Annotated in this window: 12 protein-coding genes; 8 read left to right on the top strand and 4 right to left on the bottom strand. The window is 66.5% G+C overall.

From position 1 onward, the window contains the following. The first annotated feature begins 68 nt into the window (after positions 1-68). From ACIRA7_RS09375 to ACIRA7_RS09385, 3 genes are read left to right on the top strand one after another with little or no spacing between them, the layout of a single operon-like run. A complete protein-coding gene (locus ACIRA7_RS09375; RefSeq protein ID WP_396220577.1) occupies positions 69-1421 on the top strand; it encodes a circularly permuted type 2 ATP-grasp protein in 1353 nt (450 codons plus the stop codon). Further along, positions 1421-2218: a gamma-glutamyl-gamma-aminobutyrate hydrolase family protein gene (locus ACIRA7_RS09380; RefSeq protein WP_396220578.1), complete on the top strand. Its 798-nt coding sequence runs from the start codon at positions 1421-1423 to the stop codon at positions 2216-2218. Before ACIRA7_RS09375 ends, ACIRA7_RS09380 begins: the two co-directional genes overlap by 1 nt. Continuing rightward, positions 2219-3439 carry a carboxylate-amine ligase gene (locus tag ACIRA7_RS09385; RefSeq protein WP_396220579.1) on the top strand — a complete coding sequence of 407 codons (1221 nt, stop codon included), beginning with the start codon at positions 2219-2221 and terminating at the stop codon, positions 3437-3439. 24 nt (positions 3440-3463) lie between these two features. Here ACIRA7_RS09385 and ACIRA7_RS09390 read toward each other — a convergent pair whose 3' ends face one another. After that, positions 3464-4237 (bottom strand): SDR family NAD(P)-dependent oxidoreductase, encoded by a 774-nt coding sequence (locus ACIRA7_RS09390; protein ID WP_396220580.1) that lies wholly within the window; start codon positions 4235-4237, stop codon positions 3464-3466. A 156-nt stretch (positions 4238-4393) separates the two neighbouring features. On the opposite strand from ACIRA7_RS09390, the gene ACIRA7_RS09395 reads away from it, so the two are divergent. Then, positions 4394-5461 carry an HmuY family protein gene (locus ACIRA7_RS09395; protein ID WP_396220581.1) on the top strand — a complete coding sequence of 356 codons (1068 nt, stop codon included), beginning with the start codon at positions 4394-4396 and terminating at the stop codon, positions 5459-5461. Positions 5462-5493: 32 nt separating this feature from the next. After that, complete coding sequence (locus ACIRA7_RS09400) at positions 5494-7644, top strand: TonB-dependent receptor plug domain-containing protein (protein WP_396220582.1); 2151 nt, start codon at positions 5494-5496, stop codon at positions 7642-7644. A 28-nt stretch (positions 7645-7672) separates the two neighbouring features. Here the strand turns inward: ACIRA7_RS09400 and ACIRA7_RS09405 are convergent, their stop codons facing one another. The 3 genes from ACIRA7_RS09405 to glgP are packed head-to-tail and all read right to left on the bottom strand — an operon-like array spanning position 7673 to position 13189. Beyond that, positions 7673-9493 (bottom strand): DUF3536 domain-containing protein, encoded by a 1821-nt coding sequence (locus ACIRA7_RS09405; protein WP_396220583.1) that lies wholly within the window; start codon positions 9491-9493, stop codon positions 7673-7675. Continuing rightward, the gene (locus ACIRA7_RS09410; RefSeq protein WP_396220584.1) at positions 9493-11007 is read right to left on the bottom strand and encodes a glycogen synthase; all 1515 of its coding nucleotides are present in this window, start codon (positions 11005-11007) and stop codon (positions 9493-9495) included. The genes ACIRA7_RS09405 and ACIRA7_RS09410 overlap by 1 nt, the downstream gene beginning before the upstream one ends. Before the next feature lie 7 nt (positions 11008-11014). Further along, positions 11015-13189 carry an alpha-glucan family phosphorylase gene (gene glgP / locus ACIRA7_RS09415; RefSeq protein WP_396220585.1) on the bottom strand — a complete coding sequence of 725 codons (2175 nt, stop codon included), beginning with the start codon at positions 13187-13189 and terminating at the stop codon, positions 11015-11017. A gap of 196 nt (positions 13190-13385) precedes the next feature. On the opposite strand from glgP, the gene thrA reads away from it, so the two are divergent. The 3 genes from thrA to ACIRA7_RS09430 all read left to right on the top strand — a co-directional run. Continuing rightward, positions 13386-15920 (top strand): bifunctional aspartate kinase/homoserine dehydrogenase I, encoded by a 2535-nt coding sequence (gene thrA / locus ACIRA7_RS09420; RefSeq protein WP_396220586.1) that lies wholly within the window; start codon positions 13386-13388, stop codon positions 15918-15920. Beyond that, positions 15917-17314 carry a threonine synthase gene (gene thrC, locus ACIRA7_RS09425; RefSeq protein WP_396220587.1) on the top strand — a complete coding sequence of 466 codons (1398 nt, stop codon included), beginning with the start codon at positions 15917-15919 and terminating at the stop codon, positions 17312-17314. Before thrA ends, thrC begins: the two co-directional genes overlap by 4 nt. Then, positions 17311-17990, top strand: a 680-nt coding sequence (locus tag ACIRA7_RS09430; RefSeq protein WP_396220588.1) for an SDR family NAD(P)-dependent oxidoreductase, incomplete at its 3' end; no start/stop codon positions are given. The genes thrC and ACIRA7_RS09430, both read left to right, overlap by 4 nt.

The raw sequence follows: 17990 nt of genomic DNA on the forward strand, positions 1-17990 counted from the left end.
AGTACGGGGAAGGGAATCGACGTGTACACGACGGCTCCCGGGCTGGTCACAAATCTCACCAACGTTTTATGTCCACATCCGCGATCGCGCGGTACCATGATGCGCTGCAGGATCGCGCCATCGCGCACGCCAGCGCCGAGGTGCTGGACCGGCAGCTGCGGCATGACGGGCTCTTCTTTGGCGAGCGCCCGTTGTGCGGCGTCTTGCGTCCACGCTTTCTCAGCCTCGGCCAATACCAGCAGCTGGCCACCGCCTGCGCCCTCGTCGGCTCGGCGTTCGAGAAGGTCCGGGTGGCCGCTATGGCGGACTCGGCGTTACGCGCCCAGTTCGGGCTGACGGCGTGGGAAGAGCAGCTGATCCACGCCGACCCCGGCTTCGATGTGGCCAGCCCCACCTCCCGCCTCGACGCGTTTTTCGCGGACGGGGAGGGCGGGCTCAAGTTCACCGAGTACAACGCGGAGACTCCGGCGGGAGCGGCGTATAACGATGCGCTGTCCCGCGCCTTCCTGTCGCTGCCGGTGATGCACGAGTTCAGCCGCACGCACATCGCCGTGCCGCTGCCGGCTGCACCGTCGGTCGTGCACGCGCTGCTCAACGCCTACTACAGGTGGCGCGGTGTGCGCGAGGCGCCCACGATCGTCATTCTCGATTGGAAGGAAGTGCCCACGTACAGCGAGTTCGTGCTCTTCGAACGCGAGTTCCGGGCGCTTGGCATTGACGCGTTCATCGGTGACCCGCGCGACGCCGAGTATACGAACGGCAGGCTGATGATCGGCGGCAAGCACGTCACGCTGATCTACAAGCGCGTACTGATCGACGAACTGGTCACCCGGGAGGGACTCGATTCGCCGGTGATCCAGGCTGTGAGGGATGGTGCGGTGTGTATGGTCAACCCATTCCGCTGTAAGATGTTACATAAGAAGGCCTCACTTGCGGTGTTAAGTGATGAACGGCAGGCGTCGTTGCTCACCACCGCCGAGTCGGCGGCTGTCGCGGCGCACGTGCCATGGACGCGGGTCGTCGAGGGGCGGCACACCCAGTACGGCGACCGTCGCGTTGACCTCCTCGAGTTCATCGCCGCCAACCGCGCCACGCTCGTGCTCAAGCCGAACGACGAGTACGGCGGCAAAGGGATCGTGCTGGGGTGGACGGTGAACGACGCCGAGTGGGAGGCCGCGATCGCGACCGCCCTTGCGGAGCCGTATATCGTGCAGGAGCGGGTGGAGGTGCCCAGCGAACTGTGGCCGGCGTGGGCCGACGGCGCGCTCCATCTTGGCGAACGCATGCTCGACACGGCGCCCTTTCTCGCCGACGGCATTACGATGTCTGGGTGCCTCACCCGCATCGCGACCGATCCGCTGCTCAACGTCACCGCCGGCGGTGGCTCGAACGTGCCAACCTTTCTCGTTGAACCCCGCTGATGTCGTCTCTGAAACGCCCGGTCATCGGGCTCACCACGCAAACGCTGCACTCGATCGATGGTATTCCACCGGGGTTACCCTCGTCGTGGGTGATGAATCAGCGCTACTTTCTGGCGGCCACCATGGTCGGCGCCGTACCGTGGATGATTCCGCTGCTCGACGACGATCTGCTCACGCTGCGCGAGATCTATGAGCGGCTGGACGGCCTGCTGATTCCGGGCGGCGTAGACATCAATCCTGCCGAGTACGGCGAGGCCGTGCGGAAGGAATGCGGCAATCTTGACCCCGCTCGCGACCGTGTTGAACTGCAATTGGTTCGCTGGGCGATCGAAGACGGCAAGCCGGTGTTCGGCCTCTGCCGCGGCCTCCAGGTGATCAACGTGGCGTCAGGGGGTACGCTCTGGCAGGACCTTGCATCACAAAATCCGGCTTTCCACAAGCACGACTTTTTTCCGACCGCCGGCTTCGAGCGCGACCACCTCGCGCACGAGGTCGACATCGTCGCGGACACAAAGTTGGCACGGTTGCTCGAATCCACACGGGCGCCGGTGAACAGCATGCACCATCAGGGGATCAAGCAGCTGGGGCGGAATCTCGTGGCCTCGGCGACCGCCGATGATGGACTGATCGAGGCGGTGGAAGGCGATGGTGACGCGTTCCTGATCGGGGTGCAATGGCACCCGGAAGTGCTCGAGATGGCGGATCCCCATACCCGACATCTGTTCGGCGGCTTCATTCGTGCCGCTATGGATTGGTCCACCGCGAACAGCACGTCCCGCACGGGCGTGGGGGCTTAAATGCGCGCACCGAGCCTGACCGTCGGCATCGAGGAAGAGTATCAGATCATCGACCCCGTCACGCGTGACCTCACGCCCGGGTTCGATACGCTGGTGTCGAGCACCGACGCCCAGCTGGCCGACGTCAAAGCGGAGCTCCACCAGTGTCAGGTGGAGATCGGCACGAAGGTGTGTTCCTCGATCGCGGAACTCCGTTCGGAGCTGGTGAATCTGCGTAGGCTCGTCATCACTGCCGCTGGACAGCACGGCCTGACCATCGCCTCGGCTGGCACGCACCCGTTCTCCAATTGGATGAATCAGGAGATGACGCCGAAGGAGCGATACCTCGGCGTGAAGGCGGAGCTGCAGGATCTGGCCCATCGCCTGCTCATCTTCGGGACGCATGTGCATGTGGGCATTGAAGATCCGGAGTTCCGGATCGACTGCCTGAACGCCGCGCGATATATCCTGCCTCACATTTTGTGTTTGTCCACATCATCCCCCTTCTGGTTCGGGCGGAACACCGGACTGCATTCCTATCGCAGCATCGTGTTCAAGAACTTCCCGCGCACCGGCGTGCCTCGCATCCTGAACGGCTGGGGCGACTATGCCGATCTGGTGGACACGCTGATCAAGACGCGCAGCATCCCGGACGGGTCGAAGCTCTGGTGGGATGTGCGTCCACACCACATCTACCCGACGCTCGAGTTCCGCGCCTGCGACGTGAACACCAAGGTGGACGAGGCGGTGTGCATCGCGGCCATCCTGCAGGCCGTGGTCGCCAAGATGTGGAAGCTCCGTCGCGACAACATGACGTTCCGCGTGTACGCACAGGACCTCATCGAGGAAAACAAGTGGCGTGCGGTGCGCTGGGGACTCGGCGGGAAGCTGATCGACTTCGGCAAGAAGGAGGAGTTGCCGGCGCCGGTCCTCATTCGCGAGTTGGTCGAGTGGTTCCTCGACGACGTGCTCGACGAGCTCGGTACCCGGAAGGAGGTCGAGTACGCGTTCCGTATTCTCGATGAGGGATCGAGCGCCCAGCGGCAATTGGCGACCTATGCCCGCACCGGCGATCTTCGCGCGGTGGTCGATCAGCTGATCCGCGAGACCGCCGAAGGGGTGTGCGAGCCATTCCTCGGTCCGCCGCTGGATTCGGTGGATTCCCGCGAAGCGGCGGTTCCCGGATCCATGCCGATGCCCACCGCGCCCTTGTCGCCGGTGCGGGGGCAGTCGGTCCCCTAGCCGCCGGCGAGCGGGCGTGGCCGATCACGGGTCTTCGCCGATCGACGCGTAGAGGCCGGCGATGCGCGCCGCCGATCCGGTGCGGGTGTAGACGTCCGGTCGGCGATCGATGAGGACGGCGGCGATAACGGCCGCTACCTCGTCGGCGCTTTGCGAGTCGGGGAGCTGCCGCGAGTCGATGCCGCCGTGGCGCGCATTGAGGCCGAAGTCCGTGCGCACCACCCCCGGGGAGATCAGGGAGACCTGAATCTCCGGATGCGTCGCCTGCACCTCGGTGCGGACATTCGCCGTGAGCGCGTTCAGGAAATGCTTGGCTGCGCTGTACGCCGAGCGCTGCAGGGCGAAGGGGGCACGCCCGAGCATCGACGACACGTTGACTATGTGTCCGCGTCCGGCGGCCTTGAAGTGCGGCAGGACTTCCTGCATGCCGTACAGCGCCGACTTCACATTGATGCGCATCATGTCGTCGATGTCGTCATCGGTGAGTTCGGAAGGCATGCGGCTGATGCCCTGACCGACGTTGTTCACCCACGCATCGATCCGACCGAAGCGCGCGAGCGTCTCGCGCACAATGCGCTGGACCTCACTGCGATTCGTGACATCAGCCGTGATGGTCAGGACCGGCGTTCCACCGGCTGCAGTCAGCTCGTCGCTTACCCGCGTGAGTTCAGCGGTCCGTCGCGCGACGAGGGACAAGCCGTGCGTGGGCGCGACGTGACGCGCCAACGCGGCTCCAATGCCGCCACTGGCCCCCGTGATCACGATCACGGGGCGATCGGAGAGAATCGGTGTGCTCATGTGATCAAGAGTAACGCAGGGATTCCCCCACGCTCACCTCGTTAGAAATACGAATGCAGCTTCGGTGCACTGCGGGATAGTGTGCATCCTCGCGCACGGGCGGACGATCTCCGTCGGTGCTGCCTGACTCATCTGAATCTCTGCTGCGCTCTCTATATGAAGTCGACGATGCTGCGGTCCCTGTTGTCCGTCATGTCCCTCGCGGTGCTTGGCGCGTGTGAAGGCGAGTCGATTGCGACGGGTCCTGGAGCCGGTACGCCGGAGCCGGCCGTCAACCAAGTGGTGACGTTCGGGCCGCTCAATGCGAGCAGCACGGACACACTGGTCTACTTCAGCTTGGCGTCGGGGGCACTCGTGCCGCGCACCGGCGACTGGGATTTGGCCTTCCGCCGCTACGAAGTGCGGCTGAACTCGCCCGCGGTGGGCGGTGCCACCAGCAAGAACGTGCTGGGCTTCGCGCTCGACAACAACAAAGCGGCCAGCGACGCGCAGGTGCTGGCGTTCACGCCGGCCGCGACGCTCGCCGAGTTCGATGCCGTGCGCACAGCGCAGATTCCCGCCGACGCGCAGTTCCTGACTGATCGCCTGACCGAGAACAAGCAGGGCTATCTCAACCTCAGCGGTGTTCCCACGGCCAACCCGGCGAACTACTGGAAGCTGCGACTGGCCAACGGCAGCTTCGCGGTTGTTCGTGCGACGCGCATCAAGTTCACGCCGACGTTCGCGGTGGACACGCTGTATCTCGAGTCACGCCTACAGACCGGCAACACGCTGGGCGCGGTGCAGACGGTGGCGATCGCGCCGGCGAACGGCGTTCGTCAGATCAGCCTGACCGCAAACGCCGTGGTTACCGGCACCGGCTGCAACTGGGATCTCGAGTTCAATCCCGCGGCCAATCAGCTGTCGCTGGTGCCGAATGTGGCGTGTAACGCCGGCACGTACCCGGGACCGACGTCCCCGACCTTCGCCAACGCGACGATCGCCAGTGATGCACCGCAGTTCGCGACGTTCCTGTCCACCCTCGTCGGACCGATCCCGAACTCGGTACTCGATAAGAGCGCGCCGTTCCGCTACAACCTGCAGGGGAACGACCGCCTGCACGCCGCGTTCAACACGTATCTGGTGAAGTCGGGCACGCGGGTCTACAAGCTCCAGGTCACCGACTACTACAGCAACACCGGTGTCGCAGGCTTCCCAACGATTCGCTACGCGCGCATTCGATGAGCGAAGGTCGGCGCCCCTCGATGTCGGATGGTATGCTGCCACTGTGCGCTGCGCTGTTGCTGGCCGTCATGTCTGGCGGACCGGCACTCGCGCAGCGTGTGCCCGAGCCACCGGGCGTGCAGGGTACGGTCCTCGGCAAAACCGACGGGGCCCCGGTGTTGTCGGCGGAGGTGCGCGTACCGCGCACCGGGGGGCGCGTGCGAACCGACGAACGCGGCACGTTCCGTGTGGCGGCTGCCGTTGGTGATTCACTGATCGTGCGCGCACTCGGATTCGCTGAGTTGCGCACGGTGGTTCAGAGCGGTACGCCGGTGCTTCGCTTGGTGGCGTTGGCCACGGTGTTGCCGGTGTTCACGACCACGATGGGGCAGCGCGTAATCCGCGCCAGCGAATCGCCGCGGAGCGTGACGGTGATCGGTCGGGAGGAGCTCGACGCCGTCGCGGCGGTGTCAGCGAATCAGCTGTTGCGGCAGCTGCCCGGGTTGCAGGAGCTGCCGGCGCCGCCATCGAAAACGTCCATCTCCATTCGTGGATTCGACGATTCGCGGGTGCTCGTCTTGGTGGATGGCGAGCCGGTCGCGGGTGCACTGATCGAGAGCCGGGACATCGGCCGATTGAGCACCATCGCCACCGAGCGCGTCGAGGTCACCAAGGGACCCGCGAGTGTGGAGTTCGGCAGCGACGCGTTGGGTGGCGTGATCAACATCGTACAGGCAGCCCCCACGCAGCGACTGACCTTCGATGCGCTCGCGCGCGAAGGTGGGCTGGGTCGCCAGGAGTCGTCGGCGGGCGTGAGTCAGACGGTGGGGAAGTTCGGCTACCGCGTGAACGGCGGGTGGCGGCAGTCCGACCGCGTGACGGGATACAACGCGATCGGTTCAACGTTCAATCGCATCTACGATTTGCGCGCGGACGTCCGCTATGCGCTGACTGAGCGCTGGTCGCTGCGCCTCGACCTGCAGGGCTCGCAGGAACGTCAGCGCTTTCCGGTGGATGCCGCCTTCAATGGATTCATCGACAATCGGGGCGGGCAGGGCTTCGCCGAAGTGCGCGGTTCGCTATTCGGCGGCAACATCCGCGCGCGGGCCTTCGCGCAGCGGTTTGGGTATCAGTATCGGCAGTCGCGTGGCTTGCTGCCGATCAAGGGATCGGCCGATTCCCTCGAACAGCAAGAACGACAGGGTCGCTACCTGCTGTCGTACACGAAGGTGGTTGGCCGGCATGCGATCGATCTGGGTGTGCAGCGGTCGCACCGCACACTCGTGGCGCCACGGAAGGTGACGGGGGATAGCGCCGACGAACAGGTCACCGAAGCGTTTGCGCGGGATTCATGGACTCTCGGAGCACTGCTGATGACGGCGGGTGCGCGGTACACCAGCAGTACGCTGTGGGGCAGCAGCACCAATCCGTCGTTCGGCCTCGCGTGGCAAACGTCGCCCCGTGTGCGACTGCGCACCAACGTGGCGCGTGGGTTCCGCGCGCCGGGCTTCAAGGAGATCCGCTACACGTTCACGAATCCGGCGGGCGGCTACACGCTCTCCGGAAATCCGGATCTGCTGCCGGAGTCGTCGTGGAGCACGAGCCTTGGTGGCACATGGGCGCCGAGCACGCGGCTGTCAATTGACGTGGAAGGCTACCGCAATGACGTGTCAGGGCTCGTCGATTGGCGATACGAGGGGGACAACGCGGCGGGATTTCAGTCGTACCGCTACGTGAATGTGGCGCGTGCCCGCACGCAGGGCGTGGAAACGAATGCGCGCGTCAACGCGGGTGCGACCGAGGTCACGCTGGGGTACGATTTTCTGCGCGCGCGCGATCTCAATTCGGGATTGCCGCTTAGCCGACGCGCGTCGCACACGGCGCGACTGCGTGTGGCCCGTGAGTGGGGGATCCGCCAAGGGCTCTCCACCGATGCCTCGGTGCGCTACACCGGCAACGCGCCACTCGTCGGCATTCCGAGCGGCGCCCCGATTACCGGACCGTTCTCGACCGAGAGCGGTGTGATCGGACGTCAGGGTGCGCTGCTGTCGGTCGACGCGCAGCTCCGGCTGGCGATGACGAGCGAACTGGAAGTCTCGGGGGGCGTGAACAATCTGCTCGACCAGCAGCCCAACTTATGGACACCGGCGTTCGCGCGGCAGTTCTACGCCGGACTACGCTGGCGCTGGAGTGCGGCACCGTAGCACCGTGTCGACGCGCGGCGGGCGAGACTCAGGGGGTGGGGCCGACGTCGTCGAAGAGAGCTTCATCGGAGAGCGCCATCGGGCGGAGCAGCTGTCGCGCGAGGACTTCCGGAAACTCATGGACGTTGACGCCGTGGGTGTCGCCGATGTCGGCTTCGGTTTCCGACAGATCGACGGTGAGACCAGGGCCGGTACCGTGGACACGCCCGACGAAGGTGCGTATGGCGCCGGTCCGGCGATGCGCGAGCGTGGCGCGCCACGATGCACTCCGCGCGTCGGCCGCCGGCGCCACGTTGACATCGAAGGTGGCGATGCGCGGCGTCGCGATGCCCATGGAGGCACAGGCGATCGCCCCCGCCGCCGCGCAGGTGGTCGCATCACGGTGCGGCATCGCTTCACGCACGAACAGTTCGCTGGCGCTGCCGGCATGCGGGGCACCGCTGGTTGCCGCCGCCAGCCACTGCACGAACTCCGGCATCAATCGCGAGGCGTGTCCCGTCAGCTCGATGGCGCGTGCGGCGTAGCGCAGGACCTGCCGGACTTCGATGCGATCAACCTCGTCGAAGAACCACGCGCACGACGTGAATGTGCGCATCGTGGCCCGCGCGAGCTCGAGCAGTTCGCGGGCGCGCTGCACCTGATGTACCGACGCATCGGCCGGCAGCTCGCGTCGCGCGAACTGCTCGATCGCCTCGCCGTCCCGCGCGACCACATCGCCGTAGCGGTCCTGCACATCCCACGGATCGTCGCGGAACAGCGTGCGCCCCTCGCGTTCGAACACCTCGTACGCGTGGTGCGACAGGCGCTCGATCGCGGCGCGCAGCGGTCCGCGCCACTGCTGCGCCGGCGGCCTGTTGCTGTCGAGTCGACAGCCGCAGTTGCTGCGCCACCGCTCCACGCCATGCGCGCAACTCCACGCGCTCGGCGACATCAAGCGCACGTCGGTGGTGGGCGGATACATCGCTACCAACGCGGCACTGTTGGTGACGCGCGAGCCCGACTGCCGCACCACCATCGACAAGGCTTCGGTGAGGGTGGCGTCGCCGTTCCGGTGGTGGTGGCCAAAGGTTTCGCCGTCCGTGGCCAAGGTGGTGCAGCGATGAGCGAGCGGGTCGGTCGCGCCGCGATACGGCGTGAGCCGCTGCGCCAGCGCCGGCGCGTCGCGCAGCAGTCCGCCGAACGCGACATCGCCGGCGAGTGAGCCGTCGTAGGGTACGATCGTAAGCGACCGACCGGCCGCACCACGCCAGCGCACCGGCATGCCGCTCCCGTCGTGCCCGTGCACCTGGTACGGCGCCAGAATCGTGAAGGCGATGCCTTCCTTGGCCACCGCATCGAGGGTGTCCTCATCGGCCGCGCACTCCGGGAGCCACATGCCCTCCGGTTCGCGACCGAAGCGCCGGCGAAAATCGCGGATGCCCCAGCGGATCTCCGTGGTACGCTCGCGCGGCGAGGCCAGCGGCAGGATCACGTGATGATACGGCGCGGCGATCGCATTGCCGTGGCCCCACCGGCGCACACTCGCTGCGTCTCCCGCTTGCATCGCGCGCAGCGTATCCGGGGCTTCGGCGTCCAGCCATTCGCACAGCGTGGCACCCACGTCGAACGAACACCACGCATACAAATTGACCACACGGGCAATGCCGGCGCGTGCATCGGGATCGCGCGCAGCCGCACGCCGATCGCGCAGATGGGCCTCAGCGACCGCGAGCCGGGCGTAGCACTCGCGGTTGATGCGCGTATTCCAATCGTGGTCGGGGGCAGCTGATGGTTCAGCCGGCACCACTTCGAGCCACGGATCCTCGCGCGGCGGTTGGTACAGATGGTGGTGGATGATGACCGAATGCATCAGCGACCGCTCTTGGCAATCTCGATCGCCTGCCGATACACCTGCGTGTAGCGTTCGGCCGATCGCTCCCATCCGAAGTCCTGCTCCATCGCGGCGCGCATGCGCGGCGCCCACGCACTCCGGTCGGCGAAGCGGGCGAGTGCCCGTGAGATCGCCCGGTCGAGCGCAGCCGGCTGAAACTCGTCGAACAGAAAGCCGGTGGTATCGTCCTGTACGGTGTCGGCGATGCCACCGACTCGGCGCCCGATCGGCAGCGAGCCGTAGCGTTGTGCGCGCATCTGGGTGAGTCCGCACGGCTCGTACTGCGACGGCATCAGAAACATGTCGGCACCGGCCATCAACCGATGCTCAAGCCGGTCCGTGAAGTTGAGCTGGACGCCAACATGCTGCGGACGCGCTTTCGCCAGCGTGAGCAGCGCCCGCTCATACCGCGCCTCGCCCGCGCCGAGGAATACGAACTGCGCGTCGAGGGTCCAGATCAGCTGCGAATTCAGAATGAGATCGAGCCCCTTCTGCACCACCATGCGCCCGGTGAGCCCAAACAGCGGAGTGCGCTTGCGTTGCGGCAGACCGAAGGACCGCTGCAGTGCGGCCTTGCACTTGCCCTTGTTCGTCGGGTCCTGCCGCGTGTAGCGGGCTGTGATCTGCTCGTCGGTGGCCGGATTCCAGAGGGCCTGATCGATGCCGTTGGTGATGCCGGTGAATCGGTCGCCAAGCCACTGAAACACCTCTTGCAGGCCGAATCCGCCGCCGGGCGTGCGCAACTCCTGCGCGTGCGTGGGGCTCACCGTGACGACCATGTCGGCAAAGGTGAGTCCGCCCTTCAGGAAGTTGATGCGGTCGTACCACTCGAGCTGCCGGAAGTTGTACACCTCGGGCGGAATGCCGCAGTCGTTCAGCATCGACGCCGGGAAGTGTCCCTGATAGCCGGCGTTGTGCACCGAGAGGACGGTCGGCGTGCCGGCGTAGCGTGCCTTGAGGTCGCCGTACGTGCGCATGAATACGAGGGCCAGCGACGTATGCCAGTCGTGCCCATGAATGAGCACGGGGCCGGCGATCAGTCGCGGAATGCCATCCAGCACGGCACGCGAGAACAGCGCGAAGCGCCGGGCGTTGTCGGCGTAATCCTGGCCCCCTTCGCCGTACAGTCCGGCGCGACCGAACGCCGACGGGATGTCGACGAACACGACCTTCGGACCGGCCGGCGGCTGCACTTCCCGGAAGAATCGCACTTCCTCGCTGCGGAATCCCAGCTCGACCTGGATTGGTCGGCCGAGCAGCGCGAGATCCGGCGCGTGATCGCGCACCGTGCGGTACAGCGGCACGAACACGACCACGTTCGCGCCAGCCTTCACCTGATAGTTGGCCAGTCCCATGACGGCCTCGGCCAGCCCGCCCGTCCGCGCGAACGGACTGTACTCCGCCGTGAGATGCACGATTGTCGGCGCCCCACCCTCGGGTTGCCGTATCACGGGCGACCCGAAGCTTGGTGTGGGGGTGGCGGAGAAAGGCATTGCGGCGTTACGCGATTGGTGGATCGTCGGGCAGGGAGTCACCCAGGATCGATGGGGCATAGTACGCACGGGCGTACTGCTCCACCATGCGTCGCGCCGTGAATTGTTGACCGGCCACGCGGATGGAATGCTTCATCGTGGCCAGCCAGCGACGCGGCAGGTCGTTCTTGTCGACGTCGTAGTAGCGCGGCACCACGTCCTGCTCGAGCAGCTCGTACAGGCGGTTCGACGTGCTCACGCCCGCCTCATCGTCTTCTTCGGGGGTGATCGCCCAGCCGTTGTTGCCTTCGTACCCCTCTTCCCACCAGCCGTCGATCGTGGAGATCTGTGGCACGCCGTTCAGCGCGGCCTTCATGCCACTCGTGCCCGACGCCTCGAGCGGTACACGCGGCAGATTCATCCACAGGTCCACGCCCTGCACAAGCAGATGCGCGAGGTGCATCCCGTAGTCTTCCACGAACGCGATGCGTCCCTCGAAACGAGGATCGCGCGTGAAGTGATACACGTTCTGCAACACCTGCTTACCCGGATTGTCGGCCGGATGCGCCTTGCCGGCGAACACGATCTGCACCGGGCGCTGCACATTGGTCACGAGCTTCCGCAGGCGCTCCACATCGCGGAAGATTAGGTCGGCGCGTTTGTAGGTGGCGAAACGCCGCGCGAAACCAATGGTGAGCGTCTTCGGGTCGAGCAGGGTGCCGGCGCCCACGAGCTGCGTGGCCTCGAGCTGACGTCGCGCAAACGCGCTGCGCGCTTCCTCGCGCACGAGACGCATGAGCGTGTGCTTGAGGCGTGAGTGCGTGAACCAGAGGGCTTCGTCATCGAGCGTCAGCACCTGTTCCCAGAGCGCCGGGTCGCTGCTGTGTCCCCACGCCGGTCCGAGGTGGTCGTCCAGCAGCTTCATGATCGGATTGGCCATCCACGTCGCGAGATGCACCCCGTTCGTGACGTGCCCCACCGGGATGTGCTCGGCCTCGCGCCCGTTCCACAGTGAGCGGCTCATGTCGCGCGTCACGATCCCGTGGCGGCGCGACACGGCATTCACGCGGCGCGACAGACGGACCGAGGCGGCCGTCATGTGATACACGCCGGTCCCCGACTCGGGCATGTAGCCGATGCGCAGGAACGTCTCGGCGTCGATGCCCATGTCGTTCCAGTAGCCGTCGGCGCACTGACGCACTTCGTTCACGCCAAAGTGATCGTGCCCCGCCGGCACCGGTGTATGCGTCGTGAACACGCTGCGGTTCCGTACGCGCTTCACCGCCTCCGCGAACGACACGCCCTGCTGGCACAGCTCACGGACACGCTCCACCATCATGAACGCGGCGTGCCCTTCATTGGCGTGCCACGCGGCCGGCGCGATGCCGAGGGCGCGCAGCGCGCGCACGCCACCGACGCCCAGCAACCATTCCTGACGCAGGCGCATTGCCGGACCTCCCGAATACAGCTTCGACAGCAGTGGTCGGTCGTCGGGATGGTTCTCCGGCAAGTCGGAATCGAGCAGATACACCGGTACGCGACCCACCTGCATCTTCCAGACGCGGATGTTGATGTCGCGCCCGAAGGTGTTCACCGTGACGAGGTGCTTCTGGCCGTCCTTGCCCGGTAGCGGCACGATGGGCACCGCATTGAAGTCGATGGCATCGTTCGAGTCTTCCTGCCACCCGTCTACACGAATGTGCTGATCGAAGTAGCCCTGCCGGTACAGAATGCCCACGGCCACGAGCGGGATCCCGAGATCGGATGCCGTCTTGAGATGGTCGCCGGCGAGCACGCCGAGACCGCCGGAGTAGATCGGCACGGAGTTGTGCACGCCGAACTCGGCGCAGAAGTACGCCACCGGCTGGCCGCGCAGTTCGGGGAAGGCGCGCGAGTACCACGTGTGGTCGTCCGAGTGCTCCGAGGCCAACCACTGCATGGCGCGGTCGAGGCGCGCACAGAACACGGCGTCGTCGGCGAGCTGCACCAGACGGTCCGGCTCGACGAGTTGAAGCAGTCGGATCGGGTTGTGGCGCAACCGATGCCAGAGGCTCTCATCGATCTCCCGGAAGATCATCCGCGCGTCGCGATTCCAGCTCCAGGCCAAGTTGTGCGCGAGGTGCGCGAGCCCGGCGAGCCGTTCCGGCAGGGCGGTAGGGCTCGGAGCAGGCGGTGCGGGTGGCGCTTCGACGGGTGCGGTCATCTTGATGGGGGAACACGGGAACACGGACATCGACGCGACTCGGAATGGTCGCGTCTCAACCAGCCATAGGGAAAGTAGAGGGATGCGCACTGGTGTGGACAGGTGAACCGGCTCGAAGTAGTCTGCGGAGTTGCCCCGTTGGCCTCTCTTGCGTAGGACCGGGGCGTCCGACCGGTCTCATTCTCCCCGCTGTCACATGCCGCCACTGCGCACCCGTCCCGCTTCGCGGTCTCCCACGATCGATGTGTTCAAGTTTGGCGGGGCCTCGTTGGCCGATGCGGCGGCCGTTCGCCACGCCATGGAGCTGATCCTTGAACCGCGCCCGTCCCGGATCGTGACCGTGGTGTCGGCGCTGGCCGGTGTGACCGATGCGCTGCTCGCCATTGCCGAGGCGGCGCGAGCAGGGGACACCAGTGCGGTGGACGACCAGGTCAGTCGGCTCCACAAACGCCATGCGGTCGTCGCCACCGGGATCATCGGCAACGCCCGGATGCGCGCGCGACTGCTGCGGGAGCTCGAGGCGGCCTTCGACGAACTGCGCACGCTCGGGCACGGTGTGGCCAGCCTGCGCGAGCTCACGCCGCGCACCAAGGACTTTCTGCTCGTGCGCGGCGAACAGCTGTCGGCACGTCTCGTGGTGGCGGGCCTGCTCGCCCGCGGCGCAAAGGCGGCGTACGTCGAGGCGGCCACGCTGATCCACACCGATGGGGTTTTCGGCGGCGCGTTTCCGGCGCTCGACGCCACCGATCGCGAAGTACGCGCGCAACTGCGTCCGCTGCTCCGGAAGCGGGTGCTCCCCGTCGTCCCGGGGTTCGTCGGCGGGACGGCCGATGGCGCATTGGTCACACTGGGGCGGGGCGGTAGCGACCTGACCGCGACGGTGCTGGGCCGCGCGCTCCGCGCCCAGCGCATTACGCTGTGGAAGGATGTGCCGGGGCTCATGACGACCGATCCGCGTCTGGTGCCGACGGCGCGTATCGTGCCGCAGCTCAATGTACGCGAAGCAGCGGAACTGGCGTATTACGGGGCCAAAGTGCTGCATCCGCGCGCCCTCATCCCACTGGCGCGCGTGCGGGTGCCGGTGTTCGTGCGCCCCTTCGCCGATCCCACCGCGCCGGGCACGGAGATCTCCGTGCGCCGCACCCTCACGCGCTATCCGGTGAAGGCGCTCTCCATCGTGCGCAGCCAGGCGCTGGTCACGGTCACGGGCAACGGCATGCTTGGCGTGCCCGGTATCGCCGCGCGCACCTTCGCCGCGCTGCAACAGGCCGGCATTTCGGTCACGCTGATTTCGCAGGCGTCGTCGGAACACTCGATCTGCCTGTGCGTGCCCGCCGACCGCGGTGCCGAGGCGCGCGCGGCGCTTGAGAAGTCGTTCGCTCTCGAACTATCGCGTCGTGAGCTTGAAGGCATGGATGTGCAGCGCGGCATGGCGACGCTGGCGGTGGTCGGACTCGGGATGGCCGGTTCACCGGGGATCGCGTCGCGCATGTTCACGTCGCTGTCGCAGGCCGGCGTGAACATCGTCGCCATCGCGCAGGGCTCGAGTGAGCTCAACATCTCGGTGGTGATCGCGGAGGCCGACGCCGAAGTGGCGGCGCAGGCGGTGCACGATGAGTTTCAGCTCGACAAGATCGGCGGCGGGGGCCTGCGCGAGGAGGACCGTCTCGATGTCGTACTGCTTGGTGTCGGCCTGATCGGTCGTGAGCTGCTGCGAATGCTGCCGCGCGTGCGGCGGCTGGTGAAGCCTACCATCGTTGGTCTGGTCGATCGCAGTGGATTCGTGTTCGAGTCCGAGGGGTTCAGCGCGCGCCAGCTGGCGACATACGCCAAGGGAAAGGAAGCGGGCGGCACGCTGGCGACGATGAGCGGTGGCCACAAAGGCACGGCGGCCGAGGCGGTGGCGTACATCGGCGCGCACGCGCTGGCCCGTCCGGTGCTGGTGGACGTCACGGCGCACGAGACGCTGCCGGCGATTCGCGCCGCGATCCTGGCCAACATGGACATCGTCATGGCCAACAAGCGGCCGCTGTCGGCGCCTCGGGCCGAGGTCGAATCGCTTCGCGCGCTGGCGGTGAAGCACGGCTCGCGGCTGCTGCACGAGACCACCGTGGGCGCTGGTCTCCCCGTGATGGACAGCTACGCCAAGCTCGTGGAAACGGGCGACAAGGTGCTGCGCATCGAAGGGTGTACGTCGGGTACCTTGGGCTTCCTGCTCACCGAGATCGGGAAGGGGCGCCCGTTCAGCGAGTCGTTGCGCGATGCGATGTCGCGTGGCTTCACCGAGCCCGATCCGCGCGACGACTTGTCAGGCATGGACGTGGCCCGCAAGGCGTTGATTCTGGCGCGCATGATGGGCTTCGGCGGCGACCTCACCGACGTGACGGTGGAGTCGCTGGTGCCGGTGGCGTATCGCAGCATGCCGTTGCCGAAGTTTCTGGCGACGTTGTCGCAACAGGATGCGGCGTGGGCCGAGCGTTTCGCGGCGGCCACCAAACAGGGGCGGGTCCTGCGCTACGTGTTGAACGCCTCGCCGAAGAAAGTGGACGTGGGACTGCGCGCCGTGCCGCTGACCCATCCGCTGGCGGGACTGCGCGGCACCGATAATCAGATCGTTTTCACCACTATGCGCTATCGTGAGCATCCGCTGGTGATCACCGGGCCGGGCGCCGGTCCGGCGGTTACGGCCGCTGGTGTGCTCAATGACATCCTTCAGCTCACGCCGTCATGACCACGCCGACGTCTTTTTCTTCCTTCCCGGCCGACGCCGTGTTCCTGCCGGCCGGCGTGTCGGGGCTGCCGGCCGGCGCCGACCACAGCGTGCAGCGATGCGCCGCGTGCGGGCACCTGCTGTCGCCGCTCGATGCGGCGCCCGATTGTCCGGCGTGTGGCGGCCTGCTCGAGATCATTCATCGCGCACCAGTCGATGCGTTCGACGCGCCACTCTCGGCCGATGCGCTGAAGCACCGCTTCTCGCAGCATTGCTGCGCCATGCCGATGGGACACGCATCCGGGGTGTGGCGCTTCGAGTCGATCGTGATGCCCGGTGCGGGCGATGCGATCGTGAGTCACCCCGAGGGGAACACGCCGCTGTTGTCGAGGGCGGCGATCTCGAAGTACACGGGGTGCGACGGTTTGCTGATCAAGCATGAGGGACACAATCCCACCGGCTCGTTCAAGGATCGCGGGATGACCGTGGGCACGACGCAGGCGGTTCGTATCGGGGCCAGCGCCGTCGCCTGTGCCAGCACTGGCAACACGTCGGCGGCGTTGGCGTCGTACGCCGCGCAGGCTGGCCTTCCGGGGCTCGTGTTCGTGCCGGCCGGAAAGATCGCGCTCGGCAAGTTGGCGCAAACCTTGTCGTACGGCGCGCGGACGCTGTTGGTGAAGGGCGACTTCGACGAGTGCCTGCGGCTCGTGCAGCAGGCCTCGCGTGAGCTGGGGATCTATCTGCTGAACTCCATCAACCCGTGGCGCGTGGAAGGGCAGAAGACCATCGTGTTCGAACTGCTGCAGCAACTCGGGTGGAACGCGCCCGACTTCATCGTGCTGCCAGCCGGCAACCTGGGGAACACGGCGGCGTTCGGAAAGGCGCTGCGGGAAGCGAAGGCGCTTGGGCTCATCACGAAGGTGCCGCGCCTCGTGAGCGTGCAGGCGGCGGGGGCGGCACCGTTTGCGCGGGCCTTCCGCGAGGATTTCGCGACCCGCTACACCGTGCAGGCGGAAACGATCGCGACGGCGATTCGCATCGGTGATCCCGCCTCGTGGGATCGCGCGGTTCGCGCGATCCGGGAAACCGACGGCCTCGTGATTTCCGCCACCGACGACGAGATCATCGATGCCAAGGTCACGATCGACGGGGCCGGTGTCGGTTGCGAGCCGGCCAGTGCGGCCAGCGTGGCCGGCGTGCGCCACCTGGTGCGCGAAGGGATTATCGGCGGAGGGGACACCGTGGTGGCGGTGCTTACCGGACACGTACTCAAGGATCCCGGGATGCTGGTGGAGTTACATCAGCGCGACGACTACGCGCGCGCCAATCGCCCCATCGAGATCGACGCCACCGTGAGCGCGGTAGAAGCGGTCTTGAGAGACATGCGCGGTCACATCAGCGGGGGCGCATCGTGACCGCCCCAGCACGACACGCGATGGCCGCGGCCCGCAAAACGTTGATCACCGGCGCCGCACGGCCACTCGGCGTGGAGCTGGTGCGGCAGTGTCTCATGCGCGGTGACAAGGTGTACGCTGCGGCGCGCAATCCGGCGCGTGTACCGGTGCTGGCGGATCTCCGTGCCGAGTACGGCGGGCTGGAGCTGATCGCCCTCGATCCCGCCGACCCGTCGCTGGTGGCCGATGCGGTACCGGTGTTGGAGAGTCTCACGGATACGCTCGATCAGTTGATCATCGCGCCGGCGGAGCCGGGGCAACACGAAAAACTGGCCGACAGCGAGCGCGATGAGCTGTTGTCGACGTTGTCGGGAACGGGACTCACGGAGCACTACCGACGGCACGCGCTGGCGCCGCTCTTGCTGGTGCGCACGTTGTTGCCATTCCTTGCCAATCGCGACGGGGCGCGGGTGCTGGTCGTGAGCAGCTGGCTCGGCTCACTTGCGGGCAAGACGCAGGGCGGGGACTATGCCACCTGTACCAGCCATGCGGCGCTGCACATGCTCATGCGCGCGCTGTCGCACGACCTGAGCGAGGAGCGCATTGTGCTGATGCTGGGGAACCCCGGGCACTTCGCCACCACGCCGGATGGTCCGGCGTTTCGGGTGCCGATTGACGAAGCGGCGAGTGGGCTGCT

The organism is Gemmatimonas sp. (genome assembly GCF_044376735.1).
In the GTDB taxonomy this organism is placed as follows: domain Bacteria; phylum Gemmatimonadota; class Gemmatimonadetes; order Gemmatimonadales; family Gemmatimonadaceae; genus Gemmatimonas.